General features: G+C 60.3%; 15 protein-coding genes. 6 read left to right on the top strand and 9 right to left on the bottom strand.

The features are described from left to right. Window positions 1-5: 5 nt before the first annotated feature. Window positions 6-4,565, bottom strand: a complete 4,560-nt coding sequence (locus tag BJ917_RS20810; RefSeq protein ID WP_121104321.1) for a dermonecrotic toxin domain-containing protein — start codon at window positions 4,563-4,565, stop codon at window positions 6-8. Between BJ917_RS20810 and BJ917_RS32365 the strand changes: the two genes are divergently transcribed. Continuing rightward, window positions 4,564-4,695: a hypothetical protein gene (locus BJ917_RS32365; protein WP_256658561.1), complete on the top strand. Its 132-nt coding sequence runs from the start codon at window positions 4,564-4,566 to the stop codon at window positions 4,693-4,695. The genes BJ917_RS20810 and BJ917_RS32365 overlap by 2 nt on opposite strands. Window positions 4,696-4,729: 34 nt before the next feature. On the opposite strand, the gene BJ917_RS20805 is transcribed toward BJ917_RS32365, so the two are convergent. The 6 genes from BJ917_RS20805 to aspA all read right to left on the bottom strand — a co-directional run bounded on the left by BJ917_RS20805 (window position 4,730) and on the right by aspA (window position 12,630). Continuing rightward, window positions 4,730-5,830 carry a polyamine ABC transporter substrate-binding protein gene (locus BJ917_RS20805; protein ID WP_096514176.1) on the bottom strand — a complete coding sequence of 367 codons (1,101 nt, stop codon included), beginning with the start codon at window positions 5,828-5,830 and terminating at the stop codon, window positions 4,730-4,732. 5 nt (window positions 5,831-5,835) lie between these two features. After that, a complete protein-coding gene (locus tag BJ917_RS20800) occupies window positions 5,836-6,873 on the bottom strand; it encodes a histone deacetylase family protein (protein WP_121104319.1) in 1,038 nt (345 codons plus the stop codon). 227 nt (window positions 6,874-7,100) lie between these two features. Beyond that, the gene (locus tag BJ917_RS20795) at window positions 7,101-8,093 is read right to left on the bottom strand and encodes an AraC family transcriptional regulator (RefSeq protein ID WP_121104317.1); all 993 of its coding nucleotides are present in this window, start codon (window positions 8,091-8,093) and stop codon (window positions 7,101-7,103) included. Window positions 8,094-8,239: 146 nt separating this feature from the next. After that, the gene (locus BJ917_RS20790; RefSeq protein ID WP_096514179.1) at window positions 8,240-9,244 is read right to left on the bottom strand and encodes an asparaginase; all 1,005 of its coding nucleotides are present in this window, start codon (window positions 9,242-9,244) and stop codon (window positions 8,240-8,242) included. 141 nt (window positions 9,245-9,385) lie between these two features. Beyond that, complete coding sequence (locus BJ917_RS20785; RefSeq protein WP_096514180.1) at window positions 9,386-10,831, bottom strand: sodium:alanine symporter family protein; 1,446 nt, start codon at window positions 10,829-10,831, stop codon at window positions 9,386-9,388. A gap of 374 nt (window positions 10,832-11,205) precedes the next feature. Further along, the gene (gene aspA, locus BJ917_RS20780; RefSeq protein ID WP_096514181.1) at window positions 11,206-12,630 is read right to left on the bottom strand and encodes an aspartate ammonia-lyase; all 1,425 of its coding nucleotides are present in this window, start codon (window positions 12,628-12,630) and stop codon (window positions 11,206-11,208) included. A 180-nt stretch (window positions 12,631-12,810) separates the two neighbouring features. On the opposite strand from aspA, the gene BJ917_RS20775 reads away from it, so the two are divergent. From BJ917_RS20775 to BJ917_RS20755, 5 genes are all read left to right on the top strand, one after another. Then, the gene (locus tag BJ917_RS20775) at window positions 12,811-13,734 is read left to right on the top strand and encodes a LysR substrate-binding domain-containing protein (RefSeq protein ID WP_096514182.1); all 924 of its coding nucleotides are present in this window, start codon (window positions 12,811-12,813) and stop codon (window positions 13,732-13,734) included. 328 nt (window positions 13,735-14,062) lie between these two features. Further along, window positions 14,063-14,554, top strand: a complete 492-nt coding sequence (purE, locus tag BJ917_RS20770; RefSeq protein WP_007971731.1) for a 5-(carboxyamino)imidazole ribonucleotide mutase — start codon at window positions 14,063-14,065, stop codon at window positions 14,552-14,554. A gap of 11 nt (window positions 14,555-14,565) precedes the next feature. Then, a complete protein-coding gene (locus BJ917_RS20765; RefSeq protein WP_121104315.1) occupies window positions 14,566-15,648 on the top strand; it encodes a 5-(carboxyamino)imidazole ribonucleotide synthase in 1,083 nt (360 codons plus the stop codon). 111 nt (window positions 15,649-15,759) lie between these two features. Continuing rightward, a complete protein-coding gene (locus tag BJ917_RS20760) occupies window positions 15,760-16,005 on the top strand; it encodes a GlsB/YeaQ/YmgE family stress response membrane protein (protein WP_008030708.1) in 246 nt (81 codons plus the stop codon). 87 nt (window positions 16,006-16,092) lie between these two features. Next, a complete protein-coding gene (locus BJ917_RS20755; RefSeq protein ID WP_096514184.1) occupies window positions 16,093-16,629 on the top strand; it encodes a DUF3299 domain-containing protein in 537 nt (178 codons plus the stop codon). A gap of 115 nt (window positions 16,630-16,744) precedes the next feature. On the opposite strand, the gene BJ917_RS20750 is transcribed toward BJ917_RS20755, so the two are convergent. Continuing rightward, window positions 16,745-17,644 (bottom strand): D-hexose-6-phosphate mutarotase, encoded by a 900-nt coding sequence (locus BJ917_RS20750; RefSeq protein WP_096514185.1) that lies wholly within the window; start codon window positions 17,642-17,644, stop codon window positions 16,745-16,747. Window positions 17,645-17,713: 69 nt separating this feature from the next. After that, a complete protein-coding gene (locus BJ917_RS20745) occupies window positions 17,714-18,118 on the bottom strand; it encodes an acyl-CoA thioesterase (RefSeq protein ID WP_096514186.1) in 405 nt (134 codons plus the stop codon). Window positions 18,119-18,351: the final 233 nt, after the last annotated feature.

The following is an 18,351-nucleotide window of genomic DNA, read 5'->3' as shown; positions in this document are numbered from 1 at the left end:
GCGGTTTACGTAAAGAAAAGCGGCGCGGCCAGCGTACGGCTGATTTCACTGCGATAAATGGCAACGAGTTCCTGATTGCTCTTGTCGCGAAAATCGAATGATCCACCCAATCGTCGTTGTTCGACTGTCTTCAAATGTGCGGCTGTGAATGAGTCTGCCGGATCGGTGACATTAGCGTAGTGAAAATGGGCATACCACAGCACCTTGCGGGTTTTGTGGTCGAGCACTTCGTACTCGTCCAGATAGTCCTTGGTCGGCCCCTTGAGTCGGCGTCGTGCAGCGGTTTTCGAGATGACGACTTCACCTTTGCCCTTGAGCCATTCGATTCGGGCCGCTGTTGGCGGCTGCTGCTTGATCAACTGTATGCGGGTGCTGATGCCTTTCTTATAAAGCGCGGCTGCTGCTGTTTCCAGATCTTTGCTCAAGAGGCTGGCCGCACCCTCGTCGGTAAGGTTGCTCGCGGTCAACGCGCTATCAATTGCATCCATGGCTTCGCGCAGACGTGCGGCATGCTGGTGGTAGATCTCTTCAATCTCGATCGGAATACGGGGTGCACGGCTGACGTGGGCTTCAGTGCGCCTCTGGAAAGCTGCCACACCATCGAGCAGTCCCTGGCCGGTTTCAATGCTTTTGGTCAGATCAGGTTTTGCCTGGGTGGGAGGTTCTTGGCGGGTGACTCTTTCAAGCCAGACCCCTGGCGTTTTTTCGTGAAATGTTGCGATGACCTTGCCGGTCAGCGGCGATTTCACATCGACCAGATCGGTTTGTTGCCCCTTGGTGTCCTTTCTTGCTTCGCCAACGAGCGTGCCCTTGTACCGTGTCTTGATAATCTTTCTGGTCGGGGGCGCCGACGGTCTGGACGGGCCGGGCAGCGGTTCGACAAGTCGCTGCTCACGCAGCAAATTCGCCAACTGGTTAACTGTATCCTTGTAGAACCCGGCAATACGGACGCGTACCTGCTCAACACGCTCTGTCACGATGTGCTCGGGGTATTCGCTGACGAGATCAAGAAAACGCTGGTCAATGACCGTGAACTGTTCCGCCAGGTTGCTCATCGTCTCAATCCGCTCACCGAGATCATTCAGGCTTTCGTCAGTGCTCAGGTCCAGGGCGCTCTGGATATTCAAGGCGGCATCCTCGACCAGATTTACCAGGGCGAGTCGGGCATCCGCCAGGGTTTCTGCAGGGCCTGCCTTGAGACATAACTCCTGACCCAAAGTGATTTGCAGCAGTTTGAGGTCATCGAGCGCAAAGGGCGGGAGCTTTGCCTTGTAGACGCGACTGACTTCGACAGCCTCCCTGCCGAGCAAGCCGAGCTCCTCGAAGCGCGTACGGGCGAGTTCGACCTTGTCGATCATGCCCTGGGTCAGATCGGTCATCCTTTCAAAAGGCCCGGCACGCTCGGCGGGCTGCGCTGGCGATTCTTCATCGAGCAATGCCAGGGTCGTGGTCAGGCTGTTGCGAAATTCCGACGATTGTTCGTCTAGCCAGGATTGCATCAGGAACAGCTGCAACGACAACCGGTCGAGCATCGCGGTGCGGTAATTGGGCACAGGCTCCAGTGTGTTCAGCGCCTTGAGTTCCTGAATGTGGACGCCATAATCCTGAACCTGCTGATCCAGCGTATCGAGGAATGTCTGGCGTGCACTGGCGCGGTCTTCGGGGGAGGCTTCGAGCATGGCTTTGCGGGCATCTTTGAGCTGTGTCCGCTTGACCTGCAACGTGGTGTCGAAGGCAGCGAGCGCCGCTTTCTTCTGAGTCAGCTGTGCCCGGTTTTCCTGTTGCAGTTTTTTTCGCCGGTTGCGCAGGCCGCCACCCCGCAAACGCAATCGCAGGTCGATAAACCACTGGCCGCTGGCGTTGTGAGTCAGTAGCGGTCCGGTGCGCGGGGATTGCTGACGCGTGTCGATGATCTGTACCTGTTCTTCGTCATTGAGCATCACTTCGAACCAGCGCTCTCCCACCGTCGCGTACCATTTTTGCCCGTGAGCATAGAGGTGCCGGTGTGGGCCTGTACTTTGCGGATTACCAAGCCCTTCCGGTTTACGGATTTGAAGACTGTCGAGATGCGAACCAAGTCCTGGACGCGAACGGTTCAGGGCGCCGATGGCATTGAGTGAAGTTTCATGGGCCGCAGGAAGCAATGTGCCGCTGATATCCGGCAATTGCAGCACCTTGATCTCCTGAGGGACTGGCTTTGCGGGTAGCGGGCGTGGGCGTTCGGACGGCGTTTTCGATTCCCGTGGCGGTCTGTTGCCGGTGGCCGCCCGGTGGGCGAGCACCATGCCCAGGGCCAGCAGGATGTCAGCCAGTGCCGTCCAGTCGATGCTGGCAGGATCCTTGTTGGCGCTGTCACTCAACTCCTGCAAGTCTTCCATGATTTGCCAGATCCAGGCCGCAGTGCCCACGCTCCGTCCCAGAAACGGCAACGCCGCGTTGAAAATCATCCAGCCACCCTGTTTGAGAGACGCCCAGCGCGCCTCGGCATTGGACACCGATTGGCGATCTGCCTGGGTGATCATGGCTTGCACATTGGCCTTGAACAGCGTTGCCATCACGTCCTTATCGATCACCCGTGTCCCGAGCGAGACAGCCCCGGACAGGTCGATTGCGGCCGTTGGATCGACCAGCAATTGCGGCACCGTCCATACCGAAGGCAGTTTTGCAGGAAAGACGTACTGGGAGTAGTTGAAGCGGACTCCGTCTGGTAACCAGGCCAATACCGACTCCCTGATTGCCCGGGAATGTTTGATCGCATACAGCAAATTGGTTGGGCTGGGGAATTGAATCAATGGCGGGTCGAGTAACGGTCGATAGAGCAGGCAAGGGCCTTTGTCTGCCTGGCGTGGACCGATGACGAACATGTTGACGACCTCGTCGGGCGTGGTGTTCTTGCGGGTAAACGCCAGCGGGCGAATTTCGATGTCTTGCCCATCTACCTGTCGATCCGTTGCGTGAGCGGCGATCGCTGCGATGACATAGCGGTAGCCTTGCTCATCCAGTTGCGCTTCGCCGCGTATCTTGTGTTGCAGCGCCAGCAACGGCAGTTCCACGGAGAGTTGACGGGTGTAGAGCTGTTGCAGTTCGAGGGCCCGGGTTGCGTCGTCGACCAGTTTTTGTTTCAGCATCGCCGGATAGGTCGCACCGATATCGACGGTGTTCACCAGCTTTTCCATGTAACTCACACTCATCCAGTCGGGCACCGGGGTGCCGTCCTGATAGCACACCGTCTTGTTGCCCAACGGCAGTCCCGAGAGGTTCTGCAGCGCGAGCTCGGTGAGCGATAGCGTCAGGGTTTCAGTATTGCCCGGTAACACGAAGGTGCCCCAGACCACCAGGTTGGTGATGCTGATCTCGATGTTGTCGACCTTCACGTCGCCCGCTTGTGGGTGGTCTTTGAGTATCTGTTTAGCAAGTGCGTCCAGCGCGAATGCGTGGATATCGGGGACTTCGCCCTGAAATGTCTTCCCGGCGTTTTGATGCTGTATCACCACCAGATCCAGCAAGTGTCGGCTGTAGCAGGTCTGGTCGGCGGCGGTTGCCTTGTCCAGCCAGGGTGGCAGCAAGGGGCGCAAGCTATCGAATCGGGATTGCAGTCGAGGAGGGGGTTCTGAGGGATTGCCGACCGTTCCAACGTATGGGTAGAAGTCTGTTTCGGCCGAGGACGGGAAAAAACTGATCGAACCGATGACGTCCGCTTCCAACGCGATGAGCGTGCAGGCCTGTTGGTCGAAGAAGTTGCCTTCGGGTTCGTAAAGCCGCCAGTTCAACGTCCCCTGGCCAGCGTTTTTTGCATAGGCGTCCCCCAGTGCCAGGCCCAAGGCGTCAAGCGAGTCGAAACTCTGGAAACCCCTGCTCAGCGAATAGGTGACGATCAGAGTACGTTCTGCCAGGGATCCCATCAGCACGGCCATGTCGAGCACATTGAGGTGTTTACGGTCTGCACCATCGCCTTGATCGACATCGATCAGGCAGGCTCGGGTCTTGTATGGGTCGGTGGGATGTCGCTGCAATTTGTCGGGGGAGGTGAATACAGCGAGGGCCATGGCTCGTTGATCTGCGTCCAGGTCAACCGAATCGTTGAGGTTCCACAGGCTGCGCAAGGCGTCAGATAACTGATACCAGCGCGGCTGAGCGGGAGGGATGGACTCGTTCCAGTAGTCGATCTGTTGTTCCCGATAGGCCACGAACAGCAGTGGCGCGAGTTCATTGATCAGGGTTCCGAGCGTATCGACTTTCACCGGCAGTTGAACCGGCCTTTCGATTTCCGGGTGCAGGGTCAGGAAGTGTTCGCCATCCATCCAGGTCACGTGGGTGCCGGACAGACCGAGGCGCACCAATACATCGGTGAGTGATTCGTATTGGCTCGGGCCGGGGATGACACGTTCATTTTCGACTTGCCAGGTGGGGGTCACCAGGATGGACAGTTGTGGATCGAGGTCCAGGCTGGGGTACAGGGTTTTGAGCGCCGGGCGCAGTACCTTCGAAGCGACATCCTGCAATGAAGGGCCGGTCACCAATTGGGTCAGCACATCCACGGCGCTGGGCGAGGAAGTTTCAGGCATGGGCAAATCCTTGTCTGACAGTGGGCGCACGAAAGGCACGCCGGATCAGGGCAAGGTAGAAAGCGGGGCATCGCGCGAGGCGGTAGATAAATATTGCGGACAAAAAAAGACCCGCGAATGCGGGTCTTGAATTGTAGGAGCGAGCTCCTACAGGGGTGGCAGCTTCAAGTCCCGGACTTGATCTTGGTCCAGGCCCGGGTCCGCGCGCGTTCGGCATCCCGCGGCAGCGGTTGCAGGGTATAGAGCGTGCCCATCGCCGTTTCGGTCGGGTACAGGTTCGGGTTGTTGCGGATCGCCGGGTCGACCAGCTCTGTCGCATCCTTGTTCGGGTTCGGATAGCCAACGAAGTCACTGACCGGCGCAATCACTTGCGGTTGCAGCAAATAGTTGATGAAGGTGTAGGCGTCTTCCGGGTTCTTCGCGCCTTTTGGAATCGAGAGCATATCGAACCAGATCGGCGCGCCTTCCTTGGGCAGGCGCATGTCGACGACCACACCATTCTTGGCTTCCTTGGCGCGGTTGGCGGCCTGGGAGAAGCTGCCGGAATAGCCGACCGCAACGCAGATATCGCCGTTGGCGATGTCAGCCATGTACTTGGAGGAGTGGAAGTAGGTGACGTGCGGGCGGATCTTCATCAACAGCGCTTCTGCCTTGTCGTAGTCCGCAGGCTTCTTGCTGTTGGGGTCCAGGCCAAGGTGTTGCAAGGCCAGTGGCAGGATCTCCGACGGCGAGTCGAGCAGGGCGACGCCGCACTGCTTGAGCTTGCTGATGTTCTCTTCCTTGAAGATCAGATCCCAGCTATCCACCGGAGCATCGGCACCCAGCGCGGCTTTGACCTTGTCCGGGTTGAAGCCGATCAGGATGGTGCCGTACATGTAGGGCACGGCGAATTTGTTACCCGGGTCGTTGGCCTCGATCAGCTTCATCAGCTTGGGGTCGAGGTGATTCCAGTTTGGCAACTTGCTGCGGTCCAACGGCTGGAACACCCCGGCTTCGATCTGCTTGGCCAGGAACACGTTGGATGGCACTACCACGTCGTAGCCGGAGTTGCCGGTCAGCAGCTTGGCTTCGAGGGCTTCGTTGGTGTCGAAAATGTCGTAGACCAGTTTGGTCTGGGTGTTTTGTGCCTTGAAGTCTTCCAGGGCCTTGGGGGTGATGTAGTCGAACCAGTTGTAGACGCGCAAGGTTCGCTCTTCGGCATGGACGGCGCCACTAAGCACGGTCGCGCAAAGCGCTGGCGCGATAAAACGCTTGAGTCTGTTCATTGTTGTTATTTCCCCTGGGCGCTTTCAAAACCTTCGAGAACGTTCACGGCATTGATGCCGATTTCTTCAACCGCGTAACCGCCTTCCATCACGAACAGCGTCGGTTTGCCGAGGGCCGCAATGCGCTTGCCCATGGCCAGGTAATCCGGGCTGTCGAGTTTGAATTGCGAGATCGGATCGTCCTTGAAGGTGTCTACGCCCAGGGATACGACGATGATGTCGGCTCCGTAGCTTTCGATCTCTTTGCAGGCCTGTTCCAGCGCTGCACTCCAGATGTCCCAGCCTGAGCCTGCGGCCAACGGATAGTTGAAATTGAAGCCTTCGCCGGCGCCTTCGCCCAACTCGTCTTCATAGCCGAGGAAGAACGGGAACTCGGCTTCCGGGTGACCGTGGATCGAGGTGAACAGCACATCACTGCGCTCGTAGAAAATCGACTGCGTGCCGTTGCCGTGATGGTAGTCGACGTCGAGTATCGCGACCTTTTTGTGGCCTTGATCGAGGAACGCCTGGGCGGCGATGGCGGCGTTGTTGAGGTAGCAGTAACCCCCCATCAAATCGCCGGCGGCATGGTGTCCCGGTGGACGGCACAGGGCGAAGGCACTGCGGGCGCCACGCTGGATTTCCGCTTGCGCGGTCAACGCCACCTGCGCCGCGCTGTACGCCGCCTGCCAGGTGCCGGCGGTAATCGGCGCGCCGCCGTCGAAGCTGTAATAACCGAGTTCACCATGCAGGCTGGTGGGCTTGATGCGGCGCAAGGTGCGGGCTGGCCATGTGTAAGGCAGCAAGTCACCGTCGGTGTTGAACTCGGTCCAGCGGGCCCAGGCGCCCTTGAAGAACTCGAGGTAGTCGCGGCTGTGAATGCGCGCAATCGGGTCGAGGCCAAAGTCCTTCGGACCTTCTACCGGCCCGAGGTTCTGGTGTTGCACCCGTGCCAGTACGTGGTCGGCGCGGGACGGCATTTCGAAGCAAGGCTTGAGTTGCCCGTCGATCAATTCGCAACGGCCGTGGTGCAGGTGGTGATCATCTGAATAAATCGTCAGCATTTCTTGTTCTCCGCAGGCTGATTCGGTTTGAACACAGTCTTGCGGCGCAGACGGTTTTGGAGAACGGCAGGAAAGGCCAAAAGGGGATCGATATGGCCAAAACATTTGACCGAAATTCGCCCCCTGTGGGAGCAAAGCTTGCTCGCGATGGCATCGCCGCGTTTTAACAGAAACACCGCGATGCCCGCATCGCGAGCAAGCTTTGCTCCCACAAGGATGGGCGCGTGCTACGGGCGGAACTGGCTGGGCGCCACGCCGCTCCAGCGCACGAACGCATGGCGGAAACTCGCGGTTTCGCTGAAGCCCAGCGCTTCGGCAATTCGGTAGATCGGCAGTTGATCCTCACAAAGCATCTGCTTGGCCTGCTCAAAGCGCAGTTCGTCGAGTAACTCCTGATAGCTGCAACCCAGGTCCTTGAGGTGGCGGCGCAGGGTGCGCGCCGAGCAGTTCATCTGCTCGGCCAGGCCCTCCAGCCCTGGTGCGGCATTCAATTGCGCGCTGAGCAACTGACGAATCCGCCCCAGCCATGCCTGGCGTCCGGTGAATTCAGTGTTCTGCTTGCGACAGCGTTCGGCCGTGGCCTGATGGGTGATGACATCGGCCAGTGGCAGGAGTTGATCGAGCCAGCGCTTGTCGAAGGCGAATGCGTTGTCCTGCGCGCCGAAATGCAGCGGGCAGTCGAAGTGCTCGGCATAGGTCGCCTGATAATCAGGGGCGGCATGCTCGAAGCGTGCGGCCAGCAGCGGCAGCGGATGCCCCAGCAGGTCGTCGCAGATGACTTTCAGCGAGACCAGACAGAACTCGGCATTGAACACCGCCAGTGCCGGGCTCTCCCGGTAATCGGCGGCGACGAACCAGATGCGCTCGCCGTCGTCCTCCAGGCTCAGCTCGAAAAGTGTTCCCAGCAGCGCCGGATAACGCATTGCCAGGCGTAACGCGTCACCGAAGGTGGCACAGGTGAGCAACGCGTAACCGAGAATGCCGTAGCAGGAAACGTGCATGCGCCGCCCCAGCTCCAGGCCGATATCGCGCTTGAGGGCGACGGCGTTGGCGCACACCTGCATTTCCTGGTTGGTGGTGATGCGTGTGTCGGCCCGGTTGAGATCCGCCGTGCTGATGCCACTGCCGGCCAACAAGGCTTCACTGGACAGGCCTTTGTCCTTGAACGCGTTGAGCACCAGGGAAACGGCGTTGAGGGTGGTGAGGTGGGAGTGGAGCATGGGGACTTCCAGCCTTGGGATGGCTGGAACACAGCAAGTTACATGCCGACGCCCTTGTAGGAGCCGGCTTGCTGGCGAAGAACGATAACGCGGTGTACCTGATACACCGCGCCGCCCAAATCGCCAGCAAGCCGGCTCCTACAGGTTCAGATGAGTTCACCGCAGAGGTCGAGTTCGATCAATCGCCGAACCTCGGTGATTTCGAGTCCGGCCCCCAACAGCCCATGCAGCTTGCCGAACGCCGCCTCACGCGTCATGCCGCCACCGGACAACACGCCCACGCCGCGCAACCGGCTACCGGCCTCGTACACATCCAACTCCACACCACCTTCATGGCATTGGGTCACGGCAACCACCACTACGCCCTTGTCCCGCGCCCGTTCCAGGCTGGCAAGGAATTGCGGGTTATCACTCGGCCCGGTGCCGCTGCCATAGCACTCCAGCACCAGCCCCTGAATACCGCTGTCGAGCAGGCCATCCAGGATCTCGGCACGGATGCCGGGGAACAGCGGCAGCACCGCGACATTCGCCAGTTGTTTGCTCTGGTTGTAGTTCAGCGCAGCAGGCAAAGAGGCGGCCTTCACGCCACCGCCCTGACGCTCCAGGCGCTTGAACGGATGCCGTCCGAAACTGCGGACCTTCGCGCAGCGGGTCGGGTCCAGCCGTTCGCCGTGGAAGTACAAATGCACGCCCGGTGCCAGGCCCTGGCCCAAGGCAGCCAGCGCGCCGCCGAGGTTTTCCCAGGCATCGCTGTCGGTCACGCCTGCCGGCAGCATCGAGCCGGTGAAGCACACGCGGGCATGCAGCCCGAGCAGTTGAAAGCTCATGGCGGCGGCGCTGTAGGCCAGGGTGTCGGTGCCATGCAGGATCAGCACGCTGTCGCAGCCCTGAACGTCGACGGCGTCGACGACTGCTTCACGCAGTTGCTGCCAGTACATCGGGGTCATGTTGGCGCTGTCGATCAGCGGTGTCATTTCGCGGAAACGCCACTGCGGCACCACCAGATCAGGCTGGCTGTGCAGGTAGTCGCGCATACGCGCTTCGAAACCGGACGCCGGGGCCAGGCCATTGGCGCTGGCTTGCATGCCGATGGTGCCACCGGTGTAGAGCACCATGACGTGCTGGGCGGCGGGGTAGGTCGAGGAATTCATGGAGGTTCTCCGAGAACAATGACTTCCCTTGTGGGAGCGAGCCTGCTCGCGAATGCGGTTAATCATTCAACATTGATGTCGACTGATACACCGCTTTCGCGAGCAGGCTCGCTCCCACAGGGGATGGCGCACTTTAACCGATCAGCGTTGCGCTGCGGGTACGCCTTGCGGCTGAGCTTCAGCCTTGGCGGCGGCCGGCGGGTTGGCCGGCCAGGCTTTCAAGTCCAGATCCAGATCCGGGAACTTGCTCGAATCGAACACCGGGGTCGTGATGCCGGCGGCGCGCTGGTCATCGTAGTCACGCATCACGCGCAGGCCCACCTTGAACAGCATCGCCAGGGCCACCAGGTTGACGAAGGCCAGGCAGGTCATGGTGATGTCGGCGAAGGCGAACACGGTCGAAAGGTCCTGCATCGAACCCCATACCACCAGCGCCAGCACCAGGCCGCGGAAAACCATCAGCAGGGCGCGGTTGCGGCTGAGAAACTGCAAGCTATTCTCGCCCAGGTAGTAGTTGTAGAGGATACAGGTGAAGACGAACAGCGACAGAGCGACGCTGACGAACATGCGGCCCCAGTCACCGACCACGGCGGCTAGCGAGTTCTGGGTAAGGACGATGCCGTCACCCTCGAAGCCCGGGGTGTAGAAGCCCGACAGAAGGATCAGCAGCGCGGTGCAGGTGCAGATAACGAAGGTGTCGAGGAACACGCTGAAGGCCTGGACCACTCCTTGGGCGCCCGGGTGCTTCACGGCGGCCACTGCGGCCACGTTCGGCGCACTGCCCAGGCCCGCTTCGTTGGCGAACACTCCACGCTTCACGCCCATGACGATGGCGCTGCCGAGCAGGCCGCCGAAGGCCGGGTCGAGGCCGAAGGCGCTCTTGAAGATGGTTTCCAGCATGGCTGGCACATGTTCGATCTGGGTACCGATCACGTATAGGGTCACGCCGATATAGGCCAGGGTCTTGACCGGTACCAGCAGGTCGGACACCGAGGCGATGCGCTTGATGCCGCCGATGAAGGTGATGGCCAGGAGCACCGCCAGGACGATACCGGTGTGGCGTGGGTCGAAGGCAAAGGCGTTCTGCAGCGAGTGGGTCACGGTGTAGGACTGCAGGCCAATGAAGGCGAAGCCGTAGGTGACCAGCAGCAGGATGGAGAACACCACCGCCATGCCTTTCAGCTTCAGACCGTGCTGGATGTAGTAGGCCGGGCCACCTCGGTACAGGCCGTCGCCATCGGCGCGCTTGTAGACTTGGGCCAGGGAGCATTCGAAGAAGCTGCTGGACATGCCGACCAGCGCGGTGACCCACATCCAGAACACCGCTCCGGGCCCGCCGAGGGTCACGGCGATACCGACACCGGCGATGTTGCCCGCACCGACGCGGCCGGCGAGGCTGAGCATCAGGGCCTGGAATGAACTGAGTTGCCCGGCGCTGCTTTTGAGGCTGTCGCGGAACACCGCGAACATATGGAAGAAGTGACGCAATTGAACGAAACGCGAGCGGATCGTGAAGTAGCTACCGAGCCCGACAATGAGCACGATCAGTACTTTTCCTGAGAGGAAGTCGTTAATGACTTCGAGCATGGATTATTCCTCGCTGTTTTTTGTGTAGGCAAATGCTGCCGGGCAGTCACATCGAGTTACACCAGTGGGCGCATGGCACAACAGGCGGGTCGAAGTTCGTCCCGGTTTCATATCGCGGGTTTGTTATTAGTTCGGGTTTCGCATGGGTTGTGGCCTCGCTACCGACGACCGCTCACGCGAAGAGGGGCGGCACTATACCGATGACAGTACCGTCCGTCTGCACGATTGTGGTGCATTCAATGAAGCGAGTTGCTGCTCTTGTGGGAGCAATAAGGGTAAAAAAAAGGGCCTGGAGAGTGATCTCCAAGCCCTCAAAAGGTGAGAGGTGTCTAGTCCCTCGACCTGGTGAGCGGTGCTACGAGTAACGCGTCGGGTCAGGCTTTAAGCGGAACCAGGCGCGGGGCAATCATGTTTTCCGGGCGCAGGATGTCGGCGAGCATGGCGTCGTCGAGCAAGCCTTCTTCGCGCACCAGTTCCAGCACGCCGCGGCCGCTTTCAAGAGCAATGCGGGCGATACGGGTGGCGTTTTCATAGCCGATGTACGGGTTCAGCGCGGTCACCAGGCCGATCGAGTGCTCGACCAGTTCACGGCAGCGTTCTTCGTTGGCGGTGATGCCGGTGATGCAGTGCTCGCGCAGCATGTCCATGGCGCGTTGCAGCAGGCGGATCGAGTCGAAGATCTTGAAGGCGATCAGCGGCTCCATCACGTTCAGTTGCAGCTGGCCGCCTTCGGCCGCGATGGTCAGGGCCAAGTCGTTGCCGATGATCTGGAACGCCACCTGGTTCACGGCTTCCGGGATAACCGGGTTGACCTTGCCTGGCATGATCGAGCTGCCTGGCTGACGCGCCGGCAGGTTGATTTCGTTGATGCCGGTGCGTGGGCCGCTGGACAGCAGGCGCAGGTCGTTGCAGATCTTCGACAGCTTGACCGCGGTGCGCTTGAGCATGCCGGAGAACAGTACGAAGGCGCCCATGTCGGAAGTGGCTTCGATCAAGTCGGCTGCCGGTACCAGCGGATGACCGCTGATGGTGGCCAGGCGCTGAACGGCCAGGTGCTGGTAACGCGGGTCGGCGTTGATGCCGGTGCCGATGGCGGTGCCGCCCAGGTTCACTTCGGTCAGCAGCTCTGGCGCCAGTGTCTTGAGGCGCGCCAGGTCTTCGCCCAGGGTGGTGGCGAAGGCACGGAATTCCTGGCCCAGGGTCATTGGCACGGCGTCTTGCAGTTGGGTACGACCCATCTTCAGGACGTGGCTGAATTCTTCACCCTTGGCGGCGAACGACTGGATCAGGCTATCGAGGCTGGCCAGCAGCGCGTCGTGGCCCAACAGCAGACCCAGGCGGATGGCCGTCGGGTAGGCGTCGTTGGTCGACTGCGCCATGTTCACGTCGTTGTTCGGGTGCAGGTATTGGTATTCGCCTTTCTGGTGACCCATGGCCTCCAGCGCGATGTTGGCGATGACTTCGTTGGCATTCATGTTGGTCGAAGTGCCAGCGCCGCCTTGAATCATGTCCACCACGAACTCATCGTGGAAATCGCCGCGGATCAGACGGGCACAGGCTTCGCTGATGGCAGCGTGCTTGGCTTCGCTCAGGTGACCCAGCTCGCGGTTGGCGTCAGCGGCGGCTTGTTTGACCATCGCCAGGCCGACAACCAGCTTCGGGTAATGCGAAATCGGAACACCGGAGAGGCGGAAGTTGTTCACCGCTCGCAGGGTCTGGATGCCGTAATACGCTTGAGCCGGTACTTCGAGTACGCCAAGCAGGTCTTTTTCTGTGCGGAATGATGCAGCGGAGGACATGATAGAAATCATCTCGATATGGACCCGGTCTGTGCCGGAACACTGCAAATGCTAGGCTCGTGGAGAATTTTGGGCCAATGCTGTTAAACACTGGCCTATGCATATTCGGCATAATGCCCGTGTGACGCCGCGTTCGCGGCGAGCGTGTGACCTAAATTGGTGCGTGTCCGGGAGGACGTGATGAATCTGGAAAGTAAATGGCTGGAGGACTTCAGTGCCCTGGCCGCCACCCGCAGCTTCTCCCAGGCAGCGGAACGGCGCTTCGTGACCCAGCCGGCCTTCAGTCGGCGGATCCGCAGCCTGGAAGCCGCATTGGGCCTCACGCTGGTCAATCGCTCGCGCACCCCGATCGAGCTGACGGCGGCGGGGCAGTTGTTTCTGGTTACCGCGCGCACCGTGGTCGAACAGCTGGGTGAAGTGCTGCGTCATCTTCATCATCTGGAAGGCGGGCAGGGCGAAGTGATGCAGGTAGCCGCCGCACACTCGTTGGCACTGGGATTCTTCCCGCGCTGGATTGCGCAGTTGCGCAACGAAGGCCTGAACATCGCCACGCGACTGGTGGCGACCAACGTCGGTGACGCGGTGCATGCACTGCGTGAAGGGGGGTGCGACCTGATGCTGGCGTTTTACGATCCGGATGCAGCGATGCAGATGGACCCGGAAATTTTCCCGTCATTGCACCTTGGTCATACCGAGATGTTGCCGGTATGCGCCGCCGACGCCGACGGCAAGCCGCTGTTCGATCTGGAGGGCGAGGGCAGCGTGCCGTTGCTGGCCTATAGCGCCGGAGCCTTTCTCGGCCGTTCCGTGAACATGCTGCTGCGTCAACGTGCATTGCGCTTTACCACCATCTACGAAACCGCGATGGCCGACAGCCTCAAGAGCATGGCGCTGGAAGGGCTCGGCATTGCCTGGGTGCCTCAGCTCAGTGTCCGCGCTGAATTGGCTCGGGGTGAACTGGTAGTGTGCGGCGGTCCGCAATGGCATGTGCCGCTGGAGATTCGTCTGTACCGCTGCGCGTTGGTGCGCAAGGCGAATGTGCGGTTGTTGTGGCGTAAACTCGAAGGGGGCGCGGCGCAAGGTACTGTGGGTTCGAGTTCTTGAACAAAAAAGGGCGCCTGTGGGAGCTGGCTTGCCAGCGATGGCGTCGGCACTCCATACCTTTATGTCGAATATGCCGGCCCCTTCGCGGGCAAGCCCGCTCCCACAGGGATTTGTGGCGTAGCTGGCTGACCTTCAGGTCAATAAAACCGGTGCTTTGCGCCGTATGACAGATGGTCGCAATGGGGGCTGTTTATTGGCTTCATTGCGGTATACTGCGCGGCCTTCGGTCGGTTCATCCGGCCATAATTCGTACAATCAAGCCACGCACAATGCGTGGCTTGTTGTTTTTTGACGCGCCTGCGGGCGCCCAGAGAGAAGAGGCACGACGATGAGTGCACTGGTTGGCGTGATCATGGGCTCCAAGTCCGATTGGTCCACCCTTAGCCACACCGCCGATATGCTGGAAAAGCTCGGCATCCCCTACGAGGTGAAAGTGGTCTCTGCCCACCGCACCCCGGACCTGCTGTTCCAGTACGCTGAAGAAGCCGAGGCGCGTGGCATCGAGGTGATCATCGCCGGTGCCGGTGGCGCTGCCCACTTGCCTGGCATGTGTGCGGCCAAGACCCACTTGCCAGTACTGGGCGTGCCGGTGCAGTCGGCCATGCTCTCGGGCGTCGACTCGCTGCTCTCCATCGTGCAGATGCCGGCCGGCATTCCGGTCGCCACACTGGCCATCGGCAAGGCCGGCGCGATCAACGCAGCGCTGCTGTCGGCGAGTATCCTTGGCGCCAAGCACCCGCAGTTCCATGCAGTGCTGAAAACCTTCCGTGCTGAGCAGACAGACAGCGTCCTGGAAAATCCAGACCCACGCATCGCCTGAGGTTGTTGACGATGAAGATCGGTGTAATCGGTGGCGGCCAGTTGGGTCGCATGTTGGCGCTGGCGGGGACTCCGCTGGGCATGAACTTCGCTTTCCTGGACCCGGCGCCAGACGCTTGCGCCGCTGCATTGGGCGAACACTTGCGCGCCGATTACGGCGATCAGGATCACCTGCGTCAGCTGGCCGATGAAGTCGATCTGGTGACTTTCGAGTTCGAAAGCGTTCCGGCTGAAACCGTGGCGTTCCTCTCGCAATTCGTGCCGGTCTATCCGAGTGCCGAAGCGCTGCGTATCGCCCGCGATCGCTGGTACGAGAAGAGCATGTTCAAGGACCTGGGCATCCCGACCCCGGCGTTCGCCGACATTCAGTCCCAGGCTGACCTGGACGCCGCCGTGGCTTCCATCGGTCTGCCAGCCGTGCTCAAGACCCGTACCCTGGGTTACGACGGCAAGGGCCAGAAAGTGCTGCGCACCGCTGAAGACGTGGTCGGCACGTTCGCCGAGCTGGGCAGCGTGGCGTGCCTGCTGGAAGGCTTCGTGCCGTTCACCGGCGAAGTCTCGCTGATCGCCGTGCGTGCACGCGATGGTGAAACGAAGTTCTACCCACTGGTCCACAACACCCACGACAGCGGCATCCTCAAGCTGTCCGTGGCCAGCACCGACCATCCGCTGCAAGCCCTGGCCGAAGACTACTCCAGCCGTGTGCTCAAGCAGCTGGACTACGTCGGCGTGATGGCGTTCGAGTTCTTCGAAGTCGACGGTGGCCTCAAGGCCAACGAAATCGCCCCGCGTGTGCACAACTCCGGGCACTGGACCACCGAAGGTGCCGAGTGCAGCCAGTTCGAAAACCACCTGCGGGCGGTGGCCGGTCTGCCGTTGGGTTCGACCGCCAAGGTCGGCGAAAGCGCGATGGTCAACTTCATCGGTAAAGTGCCTGAGACCGAGAAAGTCCTGGCCATCGCCGATTGCCATCTGCATCACTATGGCAAGGCGTTCAAAGTCGGCCGCAAGGTCGGTCACGCCAACCTGCGTTGTGCAGACCGCGAGACGCTGGCCGCGCAGATCCTCAAGGTCGAAGCGCTCATTGCCGAGTAAATAGTTTCATGTGGCAGCGGCGGAACCAATGCGGGACCGCCGTTCTCTCATGGCAGGATGCGAAAGTCTGACTAGGCTTTCGCATAGCCACTTCATTCAGAGGGAAATGCCATGGGAATTATCGGAACCATCTTTATCGGCTTGATCGTCGGCCTGCTGGCGCGGTTCCTGAAACCGGGCGATGACAGCATGGGTTGGATCATGACCATCCTGCTCGGTATCGGCGGTTCGTTGGCGGCCACTTACGGCGGCCAGGCCCTGGGCATTTACCAGGCGGGCCAAGGGGCCGGCTTCATCGGTGCGCTGGTCGGCGCCGTGGTATTGCTGGTGATCTACGGCCTGATCAAAAAGAACTGACTCAAGCGACGAAGTCCTCTCGGCTGCGCAGTCCGGGAGGACTAGAATGCTCGGCGATCAATCGTCCTTCCTTTACCGAGCACTTCCATGCGCCGTTTTCTTTTACCGCTTCTTTTCCTGGGCGCGGGCCTTGCCCACGCTGGCGAACTGCCGGAAACCGACTGGCTCGAACTGATGCCAAAGTCGGACCAAAAGGCCCTCGAGGCCATGCCCGAGATCGACCACAACTCCCCCGAAGCCAATGGCACCTTTACCGATAAAGGCGGCATGAAGCAGAGCAAAGGCCTGCCGGCGGTGATGTATTCGACCAAGACCGTGCCATCGATGAACGACAAGAACATCCGCCTGGGCGGTTATCCGGTGCCATTGGAAACCGATGCAAAGGGCCACAGCACGTTGTTCTTCCTCGTGCCGTATCCAGGCGCCTGCATCCACGTGCCGCCACCGCCACCGAATCAACTGGTGCTGGTACGTTATCCCAAGGGCTTGAAGCTCAATGATATCTACACGCCGCTGTGGGTCACCGGCACGCTGAAGATCGAGAAGGTCAGCAACGACCTGGCGGACGCGGCGTATGCGCTGGATGCGGCGAAGGTGCGGGTGGTCAAGGAATCGGATTTGTAGGCATTCAAAACTGTGGGAGCGAGCCTGCTCGCGAAGAGGCCATAACATCCAACATCAATGTTGACTGTCAGGCCGCCTTCGCGAGCAGGCTCGCTCCCACTTTGGTTTTGTGGTGTTACAGAGGTTTGCTGGCGATGCTCACGCCCAGGGTGTGGCTGGCACCCGGCGCCAACACCACCACATCCTCCATCACATTCGCCGTTTCAATGCACAGCATGCGCTGCCAGCCATCGTCGGCCATGTCACTGAATGCCGCGGCGCGGTCGATCCAAGGGTTCCAGATCACCGCCGAGCGCGAACCACTGCTGGTCAGCTCGATCCGCCGTTCCCATGTCGGATCGACGATGCTCAGTTTCGCCGGAGGATCGAGGTAGATGCGGTCAGTCTCGCCGGTAAAGCGCAGGTCGCCGGACTGGGTCACGGTTTTCCAGTCGTCCAGCGTCTCGATGTAATTCAAGCCATCCACGCCTTCGACATGCACGTTGCGCACATCGCTGACGGCGAAGTAGCTGTGCAGCGCCTGGCTGATAGTGACTGAATCGGTGCCCTGGTTGTGGCTGGTCAGGCTGATGTGCAGTTGCTCATCCAGACGAATGCTCAACTTCAAGTCCACCTGATGCGGCCAGCCTGGCAGGCCACCTTCGGGGTAGGGCAGGAGGAATTCGACCTTCAGGCTTTCGCCCTCGGCTTCAATGCCGCCCAGTTCCCAGTCCATCGCCCGCACCAGCCCATGGGCGCTGGGCGGCTCGTTGCCGACGCGCATCGCCTGCACGCTCTGCGGGTTGCGCGCGAAGTTGCCGAACCACGGCCAGCACACCGGTACACCGGCACGGATGCTTTTGCCGGTCTTGAACACTGCCTCATCGTTGAGCCAGATCACTGGCGGTTCGCCGGCCAATTGATAACTGAGGATGTGCGCGCCTTGCTGGGCCACCAGCAATTCGGCCTGACCATGGCGGATGCGCCAGCAGTTCAGTTCATCCAGTTTCACGGCTTCAACGTTGGGCGTGTTCATGGGACAGCTCTCGATCAGTAACAGGACTGCAATGGACCGTAAAACGGTCGCCGGGTTTAACGAGGCTCTTTAACGGGCGCGAGGCGGCACCGAGCGAGTGCGGCCACTGCCATCGATGGCCACGAACACGAACACCGCTTCGGTGACCTTGCGCCATTCGCTCGACAGCGGATCATCGCTCCAGACCTCGACCATCATCTTGATCGAACTGCGGCCGATTTCCTGTGCCTGGGTATAGAAGGAGAGCTGAGCGCCCACCGCCACCGGCACCAGGAATGCCATGCGGTCGATCGCAACCGTGGCCACGCGCCCACCGGCTACCTTGCTGGCCATGGCGGTGCCCGCCAAATCCATCTGCGCCACCAGCCAGCCGCCGAAAATATCGCCAAAGCCGTTGGTTTCGCGGGGAAGTGCGGTGATTTGCAGGGCCAGGTCGCCTTGCGGGATCGGATCTTCTTGTTCGAGCTCTATCATGCCGGGGGTGCCTCTGACCCGTGACTCTTCGTATATATAGCGGGTGAATAGCCGTCTCGGAAAAACGATTCAGCCCCGAACATACTACGTTCGTCACGTTTTTCGTAAGGCGCCTAAAGGGAAACTCTGCGAAATCGCCTATGAACCTGACAGGCGTTTTCGCACAGCAACCCTTGCAAGCTATTGCACAATTGCGAGTATATCGGTCGGTAGACTCCGATACGACCGTCCGG

The sequence above is a fragment of the Pseudomonas sp. WPR_5_2 genome, from assembly GCF_003634475.1.
Lineage (GTDB): Bacteria > Pseudomonadota > Gammaproteobacteria > Pseudomonadales > Pseudomonadaceae > Aquipseudomonas > Aquipseudomonas izuensis.
Note: the sequence above shows the minus strand (reverse complement) of the source record. Positions and strands in the feature narration are given on the sequence as shown.